Origin of the sequence: Streptomyces sp. NPDC017676 (assembly GCF_044329325.1) — a bacterium.
Classification (GTDB): domain Bacteria; phylum Actinomycetota; class Actinomycetes; order Streptomycetales; family Streptomycetaceae; genus Streptomyces.
In genome coordinates, this window is record NZ_JBIRJA010000002.1 from 449039 (window position 1) to 466303 (window position 17265).

18 protein-coding genes and 1 pseudogene are annotated in these 17265 nt (G+C 73.3%); 13 read left to right on the forward strand and 6 right to left on the reverse strand.

The window, feature by feature from the left end; translation table 11 throughout:
• Window positions 1-131 precede the first annotated feature (131 nt).
• The 4 genes from ACH4LD_RS06205 to ACH4LD_RS06220 all read left to right on the forward strand — a co-directional run bounded on the left by ACH4LD_RS06205 (window position 132) and on the right by ACH4LD_RS06220 (window position 2314).
• Window positions 132-293, forward strand: coding sequence for a hypothetical protein (locus ACH4LD_RS06205; RefSeq protein WP_398054308.1), 162 nt, complete (start codon window positions 132-134; stop codon window positions 291-293).
• A gap of 89 nt (window positions 294-382) precedes the next feature.
• Complete coding sequence (locus ACH4LD_RS06210) at window positions 383-1039, forward strand: ThuA domain-containing protein (protein WP_398054307.1); 657 nt, start codon at window positions 383-385, stop codon at window positions 1037-1039.
• Between the two features lie 160 nt (window positions 1040-1199).
• The gene (locus ACH4LD_RS06215) at window positions 1200-2063 is read left to right on the forward strand and encodes an oxaloacetate decarboxylase (protein WP_030645782.1); all 864 of its coding nucleotides are present in this window, start codon (window positions 1200-1202) and stop codon (window positions 2061-2063) included.
• On the forward strand, window positions 2060-2314 hold the full coding sequence (locus tag ACH4LD_RS06220) for a hypothetical protein (protein ID WP_398054306.1): 255 nt from the start codon (window positions 2060-2062) through the stop codon (window positions 2312-2314). The genes ACH4LD_RS06215 and ACH4LD_RS06220 overlap by 4 nt, the downstream gene beginning before the upstream one ends.
• Before the next feature lie 92 nt (window positions 2315-2406).
• On the opposite strand, the gene ACH4LD_RS06225 is transcribed toward ACH4LD_RS06220, so the two are convergent.
• Both ACH4LD_RS06225 and ACH4LD_RS06230 read right to left on the reverse strand, forming a co-directional pair.
• On the reverse strand, window positions 2407-2610 hold the full coding sequence (locus ACH4LD_RS06225) for a hypothetical protein (protein WP_398054305.1): 204 nt from the start codon (window positions 2608-2610) through the stop codon (window positions 2407-2409).
• 111 nt (window positions 2611-2721) lie between these two features.
• Window positions 2722-3786: a LacI family DNA-binding transcriptional regulator gene (locus tag ACH4LD_RS06230; protein WP_398054304.1), complete on the reverse strand. Its 1065-nt coding sequence runs from the start codon at window positions 3784-3786 to the stop codon at window positions 2722-2724.
• A 284-nt stretch (window positions 3787-4070) separates the two neighbouring features.
• Between ACH4LD_RS06230 and ACH4LD_RS06235 the strand changes: the two genes are divergently transcribed.
• From ACH4LD_RS06235 to ACH4LD_RS06255, 5 genes are all read left to right on the forward strand, one after another.
• The gene (locus ACH4LD_RS06235; RefSeq protein WP_398054303.1) at window positions 4071-5642 is read left to right on the forward strand and encodes a carboxylesterase/lipase family protein; all 1572 of its coding nucleotides are present in this window, start codon (window positions 4071-4073) and stop codon (window positions 5640-5642) included.
• Window positions 5643-5887: 245 nt separating this feature from the next.
• The gene (locus ACH4LD_RS06240; RefSeq protein WP_103811674.1) at window positions 5888-6199 is read left to right on the forward strand and encodes a lactococcin 972 family bacteriocin; all 312 of its coding nucleotides are present in this window, start codon (window positions 5888-5890) and stop codon (window positions 6197-6199) included.
• Window positions 6200-6341: 142 nt separating this feature from the next.
• Window positions 6342-8432 (forward strand): bacteriocin-associated integral membrane family protein, encoded by a 2091-nt coding sequence (locus ACH4LD_RS06245; RefSeq protein ID WP_398054302.1) that lies wholly within the window; start codon window positions 6342-6344, stop codon window positions 8430-8432.
• Between the two features lie 28 nt (window positions 8433-8460).
• Window positions 8461-9129 carry an ABC transporter ATP-binding protein gene (locus tag ACH4LD_RS06250; protein ID WP_398054301.1) on the forward strand — a complete coding sequence of 223 codons (669 nt, stop codon included), beginning with the start codon at window positions 8461-8463 and terminating at the stop codon, window positions 9127-9129.
• The gene (locus ACH4LD_RS06255) at window positions 9126-9251 is read left to right on the forward strand and encodes a hypothetical protein (protein ID WP_398054300.1); all 126 of its coding nucleotides are present in this window, start codon (window positions 9126-9128) and stop codon (window positions 9249-9251) included. Before ACH4LD_RS06250 ends, ACH4LD_RS06255 begins: the two co-directional genes overlap by 4 nt.
• A gap of 204 nt (window positions 9252-9455) precedes the next feature.
• On the opposite strand, the gene ACH4LD_RS06260 is transcribed toward ACH4LD_RS06255, so the two are convergent.
• On the reverse strand, window positions 9456-9665 hold the full coding sequence (locus ACH4LD_RS06260; protein ID WP_132783122.1) for a hypothetical protein: 210 nt from the start codon (window positions 9663-9665) through the stop codon (window positions 9456-9458).
• 186 nt (window positions 9666-9851) lie between these two features.
• On the opposite strand from ACH4LD_RS06260, the gene ACH4LD_RS06265 reads away from it, so the two are divergent.
• Window positions 9852-12572 carry a hypothetical protein gene (locus ACH4LD_RS06265; protein WP_398054299.1) on the forward strand — a complete coding sequence of 907 codons (2721 nt, stop codon included), beginning with the start codon at window positions 9852-9854 and terminating at the stop codon, window positions 12570-12572.
• Window positions 12573-12800: 228 nt separating this feature from the next.
• Here the strand turns inward: ACH4LD_RS06265 and mmuM are convergent, their stop codons facing one another.
• Complete coding sequence (gene mmuM, locus ACH4LD_RS06270) at window positions 12801-13724, reverse strand: homocysteine S-methyltransferase (protein ID WP_398054298.1); 924 nt, start codon at window positions 13722-13724, stop codon at window positions 12801-12803.
• A 196-nt stretch (window positions 13725-13920) separates the two neighbouring features.
• On the opposite strand from mmuM, the gene ACH4LD_RS06275 reads away from it, so the two are divergent.
• The 3 genes and pseudogenes from ACH4LD_RS06275 (at window position 13921) to ACH4LD_RS06285 (ending at window position 16037) form a co-directional block, all read left to right on the forward strand.
• The gene (locus tag ACH4LD_RS06275) at window positions 13921-14871 is read left to right on the forward strand and encodes a rhamnogalacturonan acetylesterase (protein WP_398054297.1); all 951 of its coding nucleotides are present in this window, start codon (window positions 13921-13923) and stop codon (window positions 14869-14871) included.
• A gap of 67 nt (window positions 14872-14938) precedes the next feature.
• Window positions 14939-15168 (forward strand): annotated as a pseudogene (locus tag ACH4LD_RS06280) (DUF2264 domain-containing protein); the annotation flags it as partial.
• 56 nt (window positions 15169-15224) lie between these two features.
• Window positions 15225-16037, forward strand: coding sequence for an isocitrate lyase/phosphoenolpyruvate mutase family protein (locus ACH4LD_RS06285; RefSeq protein ID WP_398054296.1), 813 nt, complete (start codon window positions 15225-15227; stop codon window positions 16035-16037).
• Here ACH4LD_RS06285 and ACH4LD_RS06290 read toward each other — a convergent pair.
• Together ACH4LD_RS06290 and ACH4LD_RS06295 are read right to left on the reverse strand one after the other, a co-directional pair.
• Window positions 15971-16687 carry an alpha/beta fold hydrolase gene (locus tag ACH4LD_RS06290; protein WP_398054295.1) on the reverse strand — a complete coding sequence of 239 codons (717 nt, stop codon included), beginning with the start codon at window positions 16685-16687 and terminating at the stop codon, window positions 15971-15973. The two genes, ACH4LD_RS06285 and ACH4LD_RS06290, sit on opposite strands and share 67 nt — an antisense overlap.
• Window positions 16680-17261, reverse strand: coding sequence for a TetR/AcrR family transcriptional regulator (locus ACH4LD_RS06295; protein ID WP_398054294.1), 582 nt, complete (start codon window positions 17259-17261; stop codon window positions 16680-16682). Before ACH4LD_RS06295 ends, ACH4LD_RS06290 begins: the two co-directional genes overlap by 8 nt.
• Between the last annotated feature and the right edge of the window lie 4 nt (window positions 17262-17265).

Below are 17265 nucleotides of genomic sequence, written 5' to 3' on the forward strand. Positions count from 1 at the left end.
GCGGGGAACGGCGCCGTGCTCCACCTCCACGTCGATCGGGGGCTGCGCCGCCGACTGCCCGGAGGGCTACGCCTGCGTGGCACCGGCGAAGGGCCGGGTGGTCCGGACCAGCGGCGAGAAGGTCCCGGCCGATGTGCTCCGCAGTGCCGCGGACGCCGTCCACCCGGCCCGCACCGGCGGAACTCGCCGCGCTCCTGCCGCCGGCCCGCACGGCGGCGGCACCGGTGCGGCGCGGGGACCTGCCGTCGTACGGTGACGGTGCGTCGGACAGCAGCGTGGACGAAGGCGGTTGAGCGGAACGTTCCGTGGCCCGGCGGTGCCGGACCAGGGGACGGCGGACCGCACTGCCGGATCGTCGGGCGTGCGCCTAGAGTCCCGTGGCATGCCTCCTCGTCTCCTCCTGTGCACCCGCACCACCGAATACCGCCACGACTCCCTCCCGGACGCGGTCGCCGCTGTCCGGGGGCTCGGCGGGTTCGCCGTCGAGCACACCGAGGACCCCGCGGACCTCGAACGGCCGCTGGACGGGTTCGCGGCCGTGGTCTTCCTCTCAACCAGCGGGGACGTGCTGACCCCGGCCGGGCGCGAGCGGCTGGAGCTGTACGTCCGGTCGGGCGGCGGCTTCGCCGGGGTGCACGCGGCGGCCTGCACCGAGTACGGGTGGCCGTACTACGGCGAACTCCTCGGCGCCCGCTTCACCCGGCACCCCGCCCACCAGCCGGGCCGGGCCCTCGTCGCCGACCCCGGTCACCCCGCGACCCGACGGCTGCCGTCCGTCTGGGAGTTCACCGACGAGTGGTACGACTTCGACCACGCCCCGAGCGGCGGGGCACGCGTGCTGCTGCGCGCCGACGAGACGTCGTACGACGGCGGCGGCATGGGCGCGGACCATCCGCTGGCCTGGTGCTACGAGCGGGGTCCCGGAGGCGGACGCGTGTTCTACACGGCCCTCGGCCACGCCGCCGACGCCTACCGCGACCCGGTCTTCCTCGCGCACCTGAACGGCGGCCTCACCTGGGCGGCAACGGCTGACCAGTGACGTTTCTGCGGTGAACCCGTTGCGCCGTTGGAGTGAGTAAAGCTGGCGTAGGGGGAAGGTCACGTGACTATCTAGAGATGCTCTTGTCTTGGCAAAGGGCGTCGAGACGCGGCGGCCCCCCTTCCGCCCCGCGTCACCCACCCACAGGAGGAGCCGGACCTTGACCTACGGTAATAAGCTGCGCGAGCGCATCGCCGGTCCCGGAACCACACCGCTGATCGGCGTGTACGACATGTACTCGGCGTCGATCGCGGCCAAGCACTACGACGGGATGTTCGTATCGGGCTTCGGCTTCGCGGCCTCGTACTACGGACTGCCGGACATCGGATTCATCGCCTGGCCCGACATGGTGGCCTTCGTCCAGCGGCTGCGCGGCGCGTTCCCCCACCACCACCTGCTGGTCGACATCGACGACGGGTACGTCGACCCGGAGGTCGCCTGTCACGTCGTCGAGGGCCTGGAGCGCATCGGCGCCTCCGGGGTGATCCTGGAGGACCAGAAGCGGCCGCGCCGCTGCGGCCACGCCGACGGCAAGCAGGTACTGCCCCTGGAGGAGTACCTGGAGAAGCTGCACAAGGTCCTGGAGACCCGCAAGGACCTGGTCGTCGTCGCCCGCACGGACGCCACCGACGAGCACGACATCCTGCACCGCGCCGAACGGCTCGCGGCCACCGACGCCGACGTGGTGCTGGTCGACGGGGTGCGCAGCGTCGAGTGGATCAAGCGGATCCGTGAGGTCGTCGGGGACAAGCCGCTGCTGTTCAACCAGATCGCGGGCGGCAAGTCGCCGCGGCTGTCCCTCGGTGAGCTGTCGGACCTCGGCGTGGACGTCGCCATCTACAGCACCCCGTGCCTGTTCGCCGCGCACGAGGCGATGGACTCCGCGCTCGCCGGCCTGAAGGCGGCCGACGGCCGGCTGCCCGAGGTGGACCCCGCGAGCGGCGTCGGCGTGAAGGCCTCCACCAGCCTGCTGGAGCGCAACATCGCCCGCGAGCGGCTCACCCCCGAGGGCGTGGGCGTGTGAGCGGTGCCGTACCGCGGCTCGGCGTGGCCACGGCGGTGGCCGCCGTGCTCCTCGGGGCCGGCGCCGTGCCCGCCGTCGCGTCCGGGGGCCTGATCACCGTGATCGACAACTCCCACGCCGACTCCTGGCTCGAAGTCGATCGCGCGGCCAACCTCCAGACCGGCAGCGGCACCGCCGGCAGCGACCACGACGGCAGCGCCGTGGACGTGGTCGAGGCCCTGGTCGGCGCCGACCGGGGCGAGGAGGACTGAGCGGCCACCGGACGACACGACGGCCGGGCACCCCCTGCGGGAGGTGTCCGGCCGTCACCGTGTCACCGGCTCCTGGCGTCCGGCCGTCGGACTCAGTCCTCCGTGAGGCCGGGACGGCCGTTCTCGTCGAGTTCGACGTCCTCCTCCGGGTCGTGCTCGTGGACGGGCGAGGCCACGGTGGCGCGCCGCTGTCCCGGGGCGCGGGTGCGGCAGGCGGCGTGGGCCGTGCCGTAGGCGGTGACCAGGGCGTCCGCGGCCACGGAGAGGGCGGCGGCGATACGCGTGGAGTGCTTCATGCCCGGCGCACGATGCTCGCCGGGGCGGGGTCACCTCACGCGCCGGGATCCGCCGCCGGCATCACGCACTCGGCCGTTCGGTCCGGCGAGCGGCCGTCCGGTCGGCGTGGTTCACGGGCGGCACGCGGCGGGCCCGTTCCCGGGTGGGGCCGTGCTCGCGCGCCGCACCAGTCGTGTCGACAGCTCCGTCCGCGTCCCCTCGGGGCGGTCGCCGCGCATCATCCGCACCAGCAGCCGCAGCGCCGTCGCCGCCATCTCCGCCAGCGGCGGGCGCACGGTCGTCAGCGCCGGGGTGGCCCAGCGCGCTTCGGGCAGATCGCCGAACCCCACCACGCTGACGTCGTCCGGCACCCGCAGCCCCCGCTCGGCCAGCGCCGTGTACACCCCGAGCACCATCCGGTCGGAGCACACGAACACCGCGCTGGGCGGCTCGGGCAGGTCCAGCAGCTCGTGCGTGCGAAGCCGGGCGGTGGTCTCGTCGGGGCCCGCGTGCCGCACGTAATCGGCCCGGTGCCGCACTCCCGCCGTAGCGAGCGCCGAGCGGTGGCCGGCCACCCGGGCGCCGTCGGCCATCGTGCGCCGGTGCCCGGCGATCACCGCGATCCGCTCGTGCCCGAGCCCCAGCAGGTGCTCGGTCGCGCTCACCCCGCCCTGCCAGTTGGCCGCCCCGACCGACACCACGCCGGCCGGCGGCTCGTGCGCCGGGTCGATGAGCACGTACGGGATGCGGTGATGGTCCAGCCAGGCGTACTGGGAGGCGGACAGCTCCGCCCGGTCGACCAGCACGCCCGAGGAGCCGCGCGCGGTCAGCTTGTCCAGCCAGTCGCGCTCCGGGCGGGTGCCCCGGGGCCGGGCCGGGCCGGCCGAGACGACCACCTCAAGGCCCGCCTCGTGCGCCGCCGCCTCCACCCCGTGCAGCACCGCACCCGACCAGGAACTCTCCGGTGAGTGCAGCACCAGGTCCACCAGGCCGGGCGCCTTCGCCGCGTCGAAGCGGGGACGGCGCACGTAACCGAGGCGGTCGAGCGCCTCGGTCACCCGGCGGCGAGTCTCCGGGGCCACGTCCTCGCGGCCGTTGACGACCTTCGAAGCGGTGGGCACCGACACGCCCGCCTCCCGGGCCACCACCGCCAGCGTCGGCCCGGCCCCCACGCTCGCACTCCCCGCACGGACCATAGGGAACCACCTCTCCGGCCCGCCCGTGGGCCATCGAAAGTCGCGACCAGCGCTGCTTCCGAGGTCTGCACACCGACGACCTCCCAGAAAGCGCTTCCTACGATAGGTGCGGGGCAAGACGGCGGGAAGACGGGGGAATCACCGGACGGCTCCGGCGGAGACTTTCGAAACGCGGCCACCCGCGGGACAGCGCACCCCGCGGATCCGTGCACCGGAATAGGTCCGGGCGATCCGGTGCTCTTGGTGGGACGAGGCACGCGCGCGTGGCGAAGGGCTGGTGGGCGATGACGGCAGACCAGACGGGCCCCGTGGTCAGAACGCCCCGCGGGGCCGTACGCGGCCGGTACGAGCGGGGGATCGCGGTCTTCCGGGGCATCCCGTACGCCGCCCCGCCCGTCGGCTTCCTGCGCTTCCGCCCGCCCCGGCCGCCCGAGCCCTGGGACGGGGTCCGGGACGCCGGCGCGTTCGGGCCGACCGCGCCGAAGCCGCCGTACTCCGAGGCGTTCGCCCAGTACCTGTCCGACCCCGTGATCCCGGGGGACGACTGCCTCAACCTGAACGTCTGGACCCCCGAGCCGGGGCCCGGCGCCCGGCTCCCGGTCCTGGTCTGGCTGCACGGCGGCGCGCTGACCAGGGGTTCCTCGGCGGTGCCGGTGTACGACGGCAGGACTTTCGCGCGCGACGGAGTCGTCTTCGTCTCGCTCAACTACCGACTGGGGGTGGAGGGCTACGGGCTGTTCCCCGACGCGCCCCCGAACCCCGGCCTGCGCGACCAGCTCGCCGCGCTGCGCTGGGTGCACGAGACGATCGAGGCCTTCGGCGGCGACCCGGACCGGATCACCCTGTGCGGCCAGTCGGCCGGCGCCATCAGCGCCGGCGTCCTCCTCGCCGCACCCCAGACACGGGGCCTGGTCCGGCGGGCGGTCCTGCAGAGCGGCGCGCCCGAGGCCGTCGACCGCGACAAGGTGCGGCGGATGGTGCGCCGGATGGCCGCCCGGCTGAAGATCCCGGCCACGGCCGAGGCGTTCGCGGCGGTCGACCGCGCACTGCTGCTGCGCACCCAGGCCGAGGTCGGCCGGCTCGGCAGCCCGGTGCTGGGCGGGCCCGCGTTCGGCGTCGTCGTGGACGGCGACCTCGTGCCCCGCGACCCGCTGAAGGCGCTGACCGAAGGCGGCGCGGCCCGGGACGTCGACCTGCTCATGGGATGGACCCGGGACGAGTACCGGCTGTGGCTGGTGCCCGGCGGACTGCTGGAGCACGTCGACCGGCTCGGCGCGGTCGCCCTGGCCGGGGCGATGGCCCGCTGCCACGCCGGGCACGAGGTGGCGCGCGGCTACCGCGCGCTGCACCCGGACGCCGGGACCGCCGAGATCGTCGGCCAGATGGTCACCGACCACCTGCTGCGGGTGCCGCTGCACCGGCTCGCCGACGCCCACCCCGGCGCCAGTCACCTGTACGAGTTCGCGTGGCCCTCCCGGCTGCCCGGCCTCGGCGCCTGCCACGCCCTGGAGCTGGGGTTCGTCTTCGACAGCGGGGACGTGCCCGAGTCGCGGAAGCTGGCCGGTGAGGGCGCCCCGCAGGAACTGGCCGACGCGATGCACGCCGCCTGGGTGCGGTTCGCGGCGACCGGGGACCCCGGCTGGGCGGCCTGGGACGCGACGCATCCGGTGCGGGTCTTCGGCGAGGACGAGCCGCGTACCGTGCGCGGCCCACGGGATGCGGAGACCGGCCTCTGGCCGACCGCCCGCTCGGTCGTCCCGGAGATCAGCCCCGCGTCCGGGGGCCGGGCTCCGGGGGCGGAGCTGGCGGCGGCGGTACGGCGTCTGCGGCGCTCGGTGGTGGCCCGGCGCCGCTGAGGGCATCCAAGAACCCTGCCCGCCTTGACGGTTGCTCCGGTGCGCCGGCTGCCGGCGACCCCCGGTCCTCCTCACGACCCGTCAGATGTGCAGCTCCTGTGAAGGGTGCAAGCACGTTTTGGGCGCCAAGTCCGTTGTATTACCTAGAACTTGACAGACCTTTACACCCCTGGGAGAGTCCTGCCCGATCAAGATCAAGATCAAGCCATACAAGGCCGATATCAAGCCAAAGGCGAGATCATGTCATGGAGAGTAGGAAGATCCCTGTGAAGAACAAGCGCAGCCTGAAGGTCGCGATTGCCGCCGGTGCCCTCGTCATCGCCGGTGCCACTCCGGCACTGGCCACCATCTCCTACCCGGCGGAGGGTGGCACCTGGGACCACGGAGCCGGCACCTCGTACGTGTGGTCCGACTACTACCTGTCCAGCCGCTGCCACGGCTCGACCTCCGTCGGTGAGTACATCGACACCGACGAGGCGAGCGCGGGCAACTGGAGCATCACCCAGGCCGACGCTGCGCTGTACGGCAACAAGGCGTACTACAAGACCAGCTGCTGACCCATCGGGGCCGGTGAGCCCCTGTTCCTCGTGGTGAGGTGAGCACCCCCGCCCGCGGAGAGAATGCCATGTCCCCCCGCGGGCGGTCCACTCCCCGCCCGTTCTGCCCTCCCGGAGCCGCGCTCCCCGATCTGGGTCGTCGATGCTGCACCGAAGTATCAAGTTCGTTCACGCCGCCGTACTGGCGTTCTCCGCAGTGCTCTCCTTCCTGTTCCTCCGGGACCTCGACGGACGCTGGGTCATGGGCCACACGGCCGTCGTCTGGGTGACGGACACCAAGGGGGAGACCTCCGGCGCCCATGTCACCCGTGTCATGGCCGAGTTCGCCCGGTCCCACGGGGCGACGGTCGCGCGGGAGACCCCCGACCTCAAAGAGCCGTACAGCCGGCGGCATCTCTACCTGGCCCCCGGAGGACCCCACTCCGACTGGCTGCGCGACGGCTACCCCGCCTTCGACCGCGACTACCGCACCGATGTGCACCCCGTCGCGGAGCTGGGCAACCGCGACCCGCGGGGCTACTACTACGTGTTCGGCTCGGACCGGGACGTCGACGAACTGGTCCGGACGTTCACCGGCCTCGGTTTCGAGGCGGCGCCCTACCGCCCCTACTCGCTCGGGCAGCTGACCCCGGCCTACTCCGACAGCGCTCTGCTCCGCTCCTTCTTCGTCGTCACCCTCGCCGTCGTGACGATGACGGGCGCCGGCGTCATGCTCAGCGCCAAGGGATACGGGGTGCAGCGCCTCCAGGGCAGGTCGTTCGGGCAGATCCTGCTGCGGGACCTGCGGCAACTGGCCACCTTCTGGGCGGCGGCCTTCGGCGGGGTGACCGCCCTGGCCCTGCTGCTGCTCGGCCTCTACAACGGACTGGCCTGGATCGGCGTCTTCGCCCTGGTCGCCCTGGGCATCGCCGCCGTCCTCGGGCTCGTCTCCATCGCCGTGCACGCGATCACGCTCCAGCTCACCTCCCAGACCGCCCTGTTGCGAGCGCTGAAGGGCGAACTCCCCGCCCGGACCGCGGCGATGAGCACCTACCTGGTGCGGATCCCCGCGCTGCTGCTCGCGGTGAGCATCGCCGGTGACGTCGTCATGGCCGGACAGAACATCGCGAGCCGGGAAGCCAGCATCGAGACGTACCGGAAGATCGGCGACACCACCGCGATCGCCCTCAACGGCAGCACGGCGAGCGAGGGCGCCTTCGAAGTCCTGGACGAGAAGGTGGGCGGCTGGCTCCGCAAGGCCGACGGGGACGGGCAGATCATCATCGCCGGGCACCGCAGGCTCCGGCACCTGGGCGACCTGGCCGGTCTACCGGACCGCGACCTGCTGATCGTCAACGAGTCCTATCTCGCGGCACAGCCCGTGCTCGACGCCGCGGGGCGGCGGGTCCCCGCGACCACGGCCGACGGGACCCGGGTGAGACTGCTCGTCCCCGCGGACCTGGACCGGTACACCGGCCGTCTCGCCGCCTCGGTCCCCGAACTGCTGAACCCGAGCCGCCCGGAGACGGTTCCCGCCGAGCGGGTCACGGCCCTGCGGGCCCGGGACGGCCAGCGGCTCTTCACCTACAACCCCCGGGGCCGGCTCCAGGCCATGACCAACCCCGACGCGGACGAGTCCTTCGTCACCGACCCGGTGGTCATCGTCTTCCCCGACGGCTCGCCCTCCCTGAGCAACCGGGGCTACGTCGCCTACGCCTCCCAGCAGAGTCTCGTCTTCAAGAACCCGGACGACGTGACGGACGGGATCGCCGAGCACCATCTGGAGACCTACGTCACCGGGATGAGCCCGGTCGGACAGAACGCGGCCCTCAAGCTCCGCGATCTCGTCGCCGACTTCCGGCTCCAGTTGTTCAACCTGGCCGTGGCGGTCGTGGTGCTGCTCATCACCGGAGTCGGGGTCTGCATCGTCCACTCCCGGAAGAACGCGCAGACCATCTTCGCCCGGTACATCAGCGGCTGGCGGTTCACGGCCACACACCGTGCGCTCCTCGGCGTCGAGGGCCTGCTGGCCGTCCTCCTCGCCGTATGGGTGCCCTTCCAGGTGTGGTGGCAGAACCAGGAGCTGGAGGAGTACCGCAGAACCGGCCTCAAACCGCCCGCCGAACCCGTCCACATCACCGGCCTCGACCTGGGCGCCAACGCCGGGCTCGTCGCCGTCGAGATCGCCGCGGTGCTCGCGGCCCTGGCCTTCTTCCACCGTCGGATCGTCAAGGAAGGGGCGGCAGAGTCGTGACCCCCCACCGTCCCATCGGAGCCACCTCGTGATCGAGATCGAGAACCTGCGCAAGTCCTACGGTCCGCGTACCCTCTGGTCCGGCCTCGATTTCACGGTCCGGCGAGGCCAGTTGCTGGCCCTGGTCGGGCCGAGCGGCTCCGGCAAGTCGACGCTGCTCAACTGCCTCGGCCTGCTCGACACCCCGAGCTCCGGCGCGATCCGCCACGAGGGCCGGGACATCACGGGATCCGGCCCGCGCGCCGCCCGGCACTACCGGCGCGACGTCCTCGGCTACCTCTTCCAGAACTACGCCCTGATCGAGAACGCGAGCGTCGCGGCCAACCTCGAAGTCGCCATGAAGCCCCGGCGGAAGAGGGCCGACGCTCCGACGGTCGCCGACGCCCTGGCGCGCGTCGGGCTGGCAGGCCGGGAGAAGGAGCAGGTGCACCGGCTCAGCGGTGGCGAACAGCAGCGCGTCGCCCTGGCCCGCCTCATCGTCAAACAGCCCGCCCTCGTGCTGGCCGACGAGCCCACCGGCGCTCTCGACCACGACAACACCACCCTCGTCGTCGACATCCTGCGCACGATGAGCGAGGACGGCTGCGCCGTCGTCATCGCCACCCACAACGACGCGGTCCGCGACCGCTGCGACGCCGTGCTGACCGTCGGAAGCACGACCCAACCCGAACCCGTGAAAGGAAGGCAGCTCGCATGAAGATCCGTCTCACCTGGGCCGCTCCCCTCGCCCTTCTCGTTCTCGCCGCCATCGCGGTCTTCGCCGTCTACGGCACGCACGCCTTCACCATCCTCGGACGGATCGGGGGGAGGATCTTCTGAGCGTCCCGTTCGGCCGCTGCGGGGGCGGTGCGGCGGCACCCGACCGGACCGCGTGGTCGCCGGTCACCCGCCCGGCCCACCCCGCCCCACCGGCCGACCGCCGCCACCGACTCCCGCACCCCCGGTCGTGCTGAGCGGCGGACAAGCCGACTCACTGCCGGCGGACCCCTCCGGTTTCCGTTCCCACGGCCGTCCGTCGGCAGGTCAACGGGTCAGTGCCCGGCGCAGCGCGGCCGGCACCTCCCGCGCGGAGCGCAGCAGCAGACCGAGGACGCGGTGGGCGGCGTCGCGGCGGTGCCGGTGCCGGGACCAGACGGCCGGGACGATCACACCGGCGAACAGCAGGAGGAACGTCACGAGGAACAGCGTGCCGAACGGGGTGAGGAACTCGGCGGACCGGACGACGACGGCCATGGGCACTCCCTGATCGAAGCGGAACGGAAGCCGCGTGCGGCGGCGGTCACGAAGGTGCCCGTCCAGCGGGGCGTTCCGCGACCGTCCGCGCACATTGGACGGCAGGCCCGCGAAGCGGCTGTTCAGCGCCATAGACTTCCGGGCGTCCAGTCCTGTCCGCTGGGCGGTCGAACGCTGGGGGAGCGGGTGGCGAACGGAGCACACGAGGGGGGCGTGGAGGAGGCGTTCCGGGCGGATCTGCGCCGGCTCGGGGAACTGCACCGGATCCTGCTGGGCGGGAGCCCCGGCCTCTCGGTGCTGGCCCGGGCCGCCGGGGTGCGGTCGAAGTCGACGGTCAGCGCGTGGCTGACCGGCGACCGGACGCCCAAGGACGTGGACCATCTGCTCGGCGTGGTACGGACGTTGCGCGAGCAGGTGAGCGGACTCGGGGAGACGATTCCCGGCGTGGACCAGGACCTGCTGAGGCCGGGCTGGTGGCGTGCGCGCTACGCCGAGCTGGCGGGCACACGGAACCACGCCGTGGGGCAGGCGGTGCGCAGTGCGCAGGCCGCCCGGGCCCTGGAACGGCACGACGCGCGATCCCGCCGCGCGGCGCTGCCGGACCTGCCCCGGCCGGTCGCCGACTGGCATCCCGGCAGCCTCGGAGTGCACCCCGCCATCCCCGGCACCGTGGCTGCTCCCGGCGGCACGACCCCCGCGGCGGCGATGGATTTCGTCCTGCCCGCCTACGTTCCGCGTGACCACGACCGGCACCTGCGGCAGCGGCTGGAACAGGCGGCGCTCGGGCAGGACGCGACGCTCGTGCTCGTCCTGGGCGAGTCCTGCACCGGTAAGACACGAACCGCGTTCGAGGCGGTGCGCACCTGCCTGCCGGACTGGGACCTGGTCTTCCCGAAGGACTCCGACAGCCTGCTCGGCCTGCTCGACGCCGGCGTGGCGCGGCCACGGACCGTGCTGTGGCTGGACGAGGGGCAGAACTTCCTCGCCCGGGAACGGGGGGAAGAGGTCGCCGCACAGTTGCGCAGACTTCTGGAGCGGCCACAGCCGGTCGTCGTGCTGATGACCATGTGGCGCGAACACCACCGTTCGCTGACCGTCCAGCCCGGTGCCCCCGGCAAGGACCCGCACCCGCAGGCACGGGCCCTGCTCACCCAGGCGATCGGCGTCCGGGTGCCGTTGGCCTTCTCGCCCGCTGCCCTGCGGGACATCAAGGGCACGCGCGATCCGTCCCTGGCCGTGGCGAGCCTCACGAGCAGGGACGGCACCCTCACCCAGACACTGGCGGCGGGACCGCAGCTCGTCGAGTTCTACGAGGCCGCCGACGACTCACCGGCCTGTTACGGCAAGGCGGTTCTCACGGCGGCGATGGACGCCCGGCGCCTGGGCCACGGTCCCGCACTTCCGGACGGCCTCCTGGAGGCGGCCTCCCCGGCGTACCTCAGCGAGACGCAGCGGGCCGGAGCCGGCCCCGACTGGTTCGCCGGGGCCCTGGACCACGGGCGGCAGAGGGTCAAAGGGGTCGTGGCCCCCCTGGGCGAGGTGCCCGCGGCGAGCGGGATGGGCGCGCGGCCGGGACAGCGGAGGCTGGCCGACTACCTCGACCAGTACGGTCGCCTCGCGCGGTCCTACGTCTGTCCCGGCGCGCCCTTCTGGGAGGCGGCCGAGCGGTTCGCGGCCGACGCCGCCGACCTGCACGAACTGGCGGACTCCGCCCGCCGCAGGGGACGGTACGCCCTCGCCGACACCCTCTTCCGGCGGGCGGCCGAACGGGGGCACGCCCCCGCGTGGACCGAGATGGCCAACCTCCGGGAGACCCGCGGATGCCGGGAGGAGGCCGTCGAGCTCATCTGGAAGGCGCATCACGCGGGTGACGCCACCGCACTGCTCGATCTCGCCTCCTGGTACGAGGAGGACGAGGATCTGGAGGCGGCGCGACGGCTTGCTCCGGAGATCGCCCGGACCGGTGAACCGACGGCCCTGCTCTTCCTCGCGGAGAACGAGGAACTCGTCGGCGGCGACGGCGAGATGGAGCGGCTTGCCGTGGCCGCGGCCGAACTCGGTGCGGCCGCGGCCCTGACCTTCCTGGGCCGCCGTCGCATGATCGCCGGAGAACGGGGCGCGGCGGAGCGGTACTTCCGCTCGGCCATCGCCGCCGGAGACCACTCTGCCGCTTTCGAACTGGCCCGCATGCGGCTGGCGGGGGAACACGACGTACCCGGTGCCGTCGCGGCGGCGCAGCAGGCCGCCGAGCTGGGAGACTTCTTCACCCTCGGGGTCATGGCCCAGCTCGTGATGGGCGTCGATCCGGCGGAGGGCGAACGCATGGCCCGGCAGGCCGCGGCTCTGGGCGGCCTGAGCCCGGCGCGGATGGTGAACCTGTCGTTCGGCGAGTACATGGGCCGGCAGCAGGGACTGGCCGTGCTTGCGGACCGCGCCGAGGCAGCGGACGGGGCCGGAGCGGGAGAGGCGGTCCTGCGGGCGGCTGCCGACGAGGGAGACCTGCACGCCATGGCGTGGCTGGCACAGCGGCAGTGGGCCTTCGGCGATCCGGCCGAGGCGGAGCGCCTCTACGAGGACGCCGCCGAGGGAGGTCACGCCCCCGCGCTGCTGGAGCTCGCCCGCATCCGGCAGGAGGCCGGCCACCTCGCCGAGGCGGAACGTCTGTGCCGGGTGGCGGTGGATGCCGGGGAACCGAGTGCCGTGGGGCAACTCGCGCGGACGTGGGAGGTCGCGGGCAGGACGGAGCACGCCGGCAGCCTCGTGCTGCACGGGCTGGACGCGGACGGCGAACCGGCCCAGCCGTGGCTGCCGAGCCGTCCGGAGCACGACACGTCCCTGGGTATGCACGCGGTCAAGGGCTGGATCCTGATCCAGCACGGCCGGCCGGCCGAGCCGGAGGGCCCCTGACAGAGCCCGACGAAGGCCGTGCCCGGATGCGGAGGGGTCTGGCGGAGCCCGAAGGGGCGGCCACGTCCGGGTGTGGAGGCCGGTGGCCGGAGGCATCACTGTGCCCGGCACCCCCGTCGCGCGGCAGTGACGGAGCCCCTCATCGCCCGTGGCGGAGGCTCCCCCGTGGCCGGAGCCTTCCCCGAGACGGTTGCGACCCGGAGGTCCAAATGACCCGCTCGGCCCGCCCTATGCCGCGAGCGCTGCGGCGATCCCCGTGATCGCCTCCGGTCCGACCCGGCAGCACCCTCCGATCAGCCGTGCTCCCGCCTCCCGCCACGCCTTGACCTGCTCGGCGCCGAACGTGGTGCGTCCGCGCCAGGCCCGTGCCCGCGCGTCCCACGCCTCGCCGCTGTTGGGGTACACCACGACCGGTTTGCCGGTGACACGCGCCGCGATCTCCACCGCGCCCCGCACGTCCTCGGGCGCACAGCAGTTGACGCCGACCGCGATCACCTCATTGGCGTCGGCGGCGAGCCCGAACGCCTCCTCCAGGGGCTGCCCGGCCCGAGTCCGCGAGCCCTCGACGGTGTACGACAGCCAGGCCGGCACCCCCAGCCCCCGCACCGCCCGCAGCAGCGCGGCGGCCTCGTCGGCGTCCGGGACGGTCTCCAGCGCCAGCACGTCCGGCGCGGCGGCGGCCAGCACCTCCATCCGGGGCCGGTGGAACCGCTCCAGTTCGGCCACGCTCAGCCCGTACCGGCCCCGGTACTCGGAGCCGTCCGCGAGCATCGCCCCGTAGGGGCCGACGGAAGCGGCCACCCACAGCGGGCGCGAGACACCCGCTCCACGGGCCTTGCCGGCCGCCTCCCGGGCCAGTTCCACGCTCAACCCGAGCAGCCGTGCGGCTTCCTCCCGGCCGATGCCGCGCTTGCCGAAGCCCTCGAAGGTGGCCTGGTAGCTGGAGGTGATCGCCATGCTCGCGCCGGCGAGGTAATAGGCGAGGTGCGCCTCGGTCACCGCTTCGGGCCGCTCGGCGAGCAGCCGTGCCGACCACAGCTCGTCGCTCAGGTCGTGGCCGGCCGACTCCAGCTGGTTGGACATGCCGCCGTCTAGCACGACGGTCCCGGCGGCGAGGGCGTCGGCGAGGTCGGGGGAGGTGTGGCTGGTCATGGTCACGACGCTAGTCGAAGGGAGAGGGGAAAGGGCTTTCCCCTCCGTCGCGCTTTCTCCGCCCGAACCATTGACCCCCTCGTGACACCCCCTTACCTTTTCGGCGTTCGGAATCACAGATGACGTACGGGATACCGAACAAGCAGTGATCCAGCAGTCCTGGAAGGCACCGCTTCCCCACCGAGAGGCAGTCCCCATGAGCCGCGACCACGACCTGCCCGAAGCCCCCAGTCGCAGACTGATGCTGAAGGGGTACGACGTGACCGTCCGGCTCGGCGGCGCCACCGCGTCCAGCACGCGCGTCACGGGCGAGACCCGGCGCTCGCTGTTCCCGGAGACCGCCGTCGCGGCCGGCGAGCACGTCACCCGCGGCTTCACCGTCGACGTCCGCACCCCCGAGGGGGAACCCACCGGTCCTGACGGAACTCCCGGTCTCGACCTGGCACTCGGCGGCTCGGCACCCGCCCTCGCCGACATCGAGGTCACCCCCGCCCGGCATGCCCGCCGGATCATCCTCGCCGACGACTCCACGGTGTGCGACCAGCCCGCCGACCCCTACTCCGGCTGGGGCCAGCAGCTCCCGCAGTACCTGCGCAAGGGCCTGTCCGTCGCCAACCACGCCGACTCCGGCGAGAGCACGGTCACCTATCTGGAGAACCCGCGGCTGTGGGCCACCGTCCAGCCGCTGATCCGGCCCGGCGACCTCGTCCTGATCCAGCTCGCCCACAACGACAAGACCACCGACGCGACCACCTACCGCGCCAACCTGGAGACACTCGTGGCGGGCGTGCGGGGGAAGAGCGGCGAGCCGGTGCTCGTCACCCCGGTCGTGCGCCGCTGGTTCAACGCCGACGGCACCCTGAACAACCCCACCGCCCTGCTGGTCAACGGACTCGGTGTCGACCACCCGGCCGTCGTCCGCTCGGTCGCCGCGGCCGAGGACGTCCCGCTGATCGACCTCACCGCGAGGACCAAGGCGCTCGTGGAGTCCCTCGGCGTGGAGGGCTCGAAGGCGGTCTACCTGTACGACGAGAAGCGCGACAACACGCACACCTCCGCGTACGGCGCCACCCTCTACGCGGGCCTGGTCCGCGACGCGTTGCTCGCCCTGGGTCTGGTGCCCCCGGGAGAGGTGAGGGTGGGATGACCCCCGGGGCGCCCCGACCGGAACCGGGGCGCCCCGGGCCCCGCGAGGAAGGACCGCCACCGACGTGATCGAACTGCCCGCCGAGGACCGCGTGTCGAGCGCGTACACCGGCTTCACCCGTGCCCACTGGGAGGCCGCCGCCGACGCCTGCTCGCCGCCGTCGAGCCGTACGCCACCCCCGACCGCGCCCTCTACCACCTGCCCGGCGACCAGGTGAGCCACGCCGGCCACCTCTCCGACGGCCTCGAAGGGTACGCGCGCACCCTGCTGCTGGCCGCGTTCCGCCGCGACGAGACGGTGGGGTGCCCTACGCTTCGGCGGGCGCCGAACCGACCGTGGTCCAGCATGGCCGTATGACCGCAGAGCCCGCTGCCGCACCCTCCTTCGCCGGCCTCCACCACCGTCCGTGCGAGCCGCTGCTGCTGCCCAACGCCTGGGACCACGCCTCGGCCGCCGCCCTCGCCGCCCGGGGGTTCCCGGCGATCGGCACGACCAGCCTGGCGGTGGCGGCGGCCGTGGGGCTGCCCGACGGGGAGGGCGCGACCCGCGAGCACACCGTGCGCCTCGCCCGGGTCCTCGGCTCCGGGCCGTACCTCCTCTCGGTCGACGCCGAGGACGGCTTCAGCGACGATCCGGCCGAAGTCGCCCAGTTGGCAGATCAGTTGTGGGAAGCCGGGACCGTCGGAATCAATCTGGAGGACGGCCTGGGCCCGGCCCGGCGGCACGCGGCGAAGATCGCCGCCGTCAAGGCGGCCGTACCGGGTCTGTTCGTCAACGCCCGCACCGACACCTACTGGTCGGGCGACGGTGACGAGAGGGAGACCCTGCGCCGGCTCGACGCCTACCAGGAAGCGGGCGCCGACGGGGTGTTCGTGCCCGGCGTCACCGACCCGGGGCGCATCGCGGCCCTCGTCCGGCACACCGCCGCCCCCCTCAACGTCCTCCACTCGCCCACCGGACCCACGCTCGGTCACCTCGCCGGACTCGGTGTGCGCCGCGTCAGCCTCGGCTCGCTGCTGTACCGCAGGGCGCTCGGCGCGGCCCTGGACGCGGTCGTTGACATCGCGGCCGGGCGGGCCCCGGCCGGTACGACCCCGTCCTACGCCGACGTGCGCGCGCTGGAACGCAGTGTCTCGGCGAGCGAGTCGGCGAACTCCACGGGGTGATCCAGCGTGCCGAGATGCCCGCCCGGGAACTCGGTGAAGGAGCAGCCCGTGCGTGCGGCGATGAACTCGGCCGTGCGGTACAGGAGTTGACCGCGCGACGCGGCGCCGGCGGCGAGGGTGAGCCGGCCGGGGGGCGGGCTGAGGACGGGTGCGTACGCGGTGAACGGGCGCAGCACACGGGCCAGGAAGACACCCATCGGGGTCGCCGACTCGCCCTCGGCGGGCGGCCGTCCGGGGCCGTCCAACTGCTCGATCAGCTCGGCCCGGCGCGCCGCCCCGTCCGGCAGGACCGTCACGCACGGCGGTTCGTGCGCGACCACGTGCGCCAGCCGCCCGGGGTACCGCGCCAGCAGGTCCAGCACCGCGATGCCACCGGAGCTGGTGCCGAACACCGACGCGGTGGCGCCCTGCGGCAGCACCTCCTCCAGCACCCGCCGCGCGCCCTCGCTCCAGTCCGCGACCCGCTGCTCGGCGACCGGGTGCCCGAGCCGGCCGTGGGCGAGGCCCAGCGGGTCGTACGTCACCACGGTGAAGCGCGCGGCCAGCCGCTCGGTCAGCGGTCCGAGGCCCATCGGATGCCCGGCCCCGCCCGGCACGAGCAGCAGCACGGGACCCCGGCCCGTGACGTCGTAGCAGGGCGTGTCAGTCATCGTTCTGCTCCCGGGGCCAGTGTGCGAGGGCGACGTGCAGGGCGTCGACGGCCTTGTCCCAGGAAGCCTGCACGTCCCGGTCCGCGCCGAAGCCGCCCGCGCCCTCCAGGAGGCAGTAGCCGTGGAAGGTGCTGCGCAGCAGGCGCACCGCGTCCGTCAGGTCCGGTTCCTCCAGGCCGTACGCGCGCAGCATGCCGTAGGTGATCTGTGCGGTGCGGCGCAGTGCGGCGGAGTCGGCGACGAGGGCCTGGTCCATACGGGTCTGCGTGGCCGCGTACCGGCCCGGGTGTTCCAGGGCGTAGTCCCGGTAGGCGCCGGCGAAGGCCCGCAGCGCCTCCTTGCCCGACCGGCCGGCCACCGCCGCCGCGATCCGGTCGATCAGCTCGCCGCCCGCGTACAGGGCGAGCCGCGTGCGCAGGTCCTGGAGACTGCGGACGTGCGAGTACAGGCTCGCGTCCTTGACGCCGAAGCGGCGCGCCAGCGCCGAGATGCTGACGTGGTCGAAACCGGCCTCGTCCGCCAGCTCCGCGGCCGCCACCACCAGCCGCTCGACGGTCACTCCCACCCGGGCCACCGCC

What these genes read in the sequence shown, in the direction of transcription:
- ACH4LD_RS06205 (WP_398054308.1), top strand. Translation starts at nt 132, where the DNA reads ATGTGCTCCGCAGTGCCGCGGACGCCGTCCACCCGGCCCGCACCGGCG.
- ACH4LD_RS06210 (WP_398054307.1), top strand. Translation starts at nt 383, where the DNA reads ATGCCTCCTCGTCTCCTCCTGTGCACCCGCACCACCGAATACCGCCAC.
- ACH4LD_RS06225 (WP_398054305.1), bottom strand. Translation starts at nt 2,610, where the DNA reads ATGAAGCACTCCACGCGTATCGCCGCCGCCCTCTCCGTGGCCGCGGAC.
- ACH4LD_RS06230 (WP_398054304.1), bottom strand. Translation starts at nt 3,786, where the DNA reads ATGGTCCGTGCGGGGAGTGCGAGCGTGGGGGCCGGGCCGACGCTGGCG.
- ACH4LD_RS06235 (WP_398054303.1), top strand. Translation starts at nt 4,071, where the DNA reads ATGACGGCAGACCAGACGGGCCCCGTGGTCAGAACGCCCCGCGGGGCC.
- ACH4LD_RS06240 (WP_103811674.1), top strand. Translation starts at nt 5,888, where the DNA reads ATGGAGAGTAGGAAGATCCCTGTGAAGAACAAGCGCAGCCTGAAGGTC.
- ACH4LD_RS06245 (WP_398054302.1), top strand. Translation starts at nt 6,342, where the DNA reads ATGCTGCACCGAAGTATCAAGTTCGTTCACGCCGCCGTACTGGCGTTC.
- ACH4LD_RS06255 (WP_398054300.1), top strand. Translation starts at nt 9,126, where the DNA reads ATGAAGATCCGTCTCACCTGGGCCGCTCCCCTCGCCCTTCTCGTTCTC.
- ACH4LD_RS06260 (WP_132783122.1), bottom strand. Translation starts at nt 9,665, where the DNA reads ATGGCCGTCGTCGTCCGGTCCGCCGAGTTCCTCACCCCGTTCGGCACG.
- mmuM (WP_398054298.1), bottom strand. Translation starts at nt 13,724, where the DNA reads ATGACCAGCCACACCTCCCCCGACCTCGCCGACGCCCTCGCCGCCGGG.
- ACH4LD_RS06275 (WP_398054297.1), top strand. Translation starts at nt 13,921, where the DNA reads ATGAGCCGCGACCACGACCTGCCCGAAGCCCCCAGTCGCAGACTGATG.
- ACH4LD_RS06285 (WP_398054296.1), top strand. Translation starts at nt 15,225, where the DNA reads ATGACCGCAGAGCCCGCTGCCGCACCCTCCTTCGCCGGCCTCCACCAC.
- ACH4LD_RS06290 (WP_398054295.1), bottom strand. Translation starts at nt 16,687, where the DNA reads ATGACTGACACGCCCTGCTACGACGTCACGGGCCGGGGTCCCGTGCTG.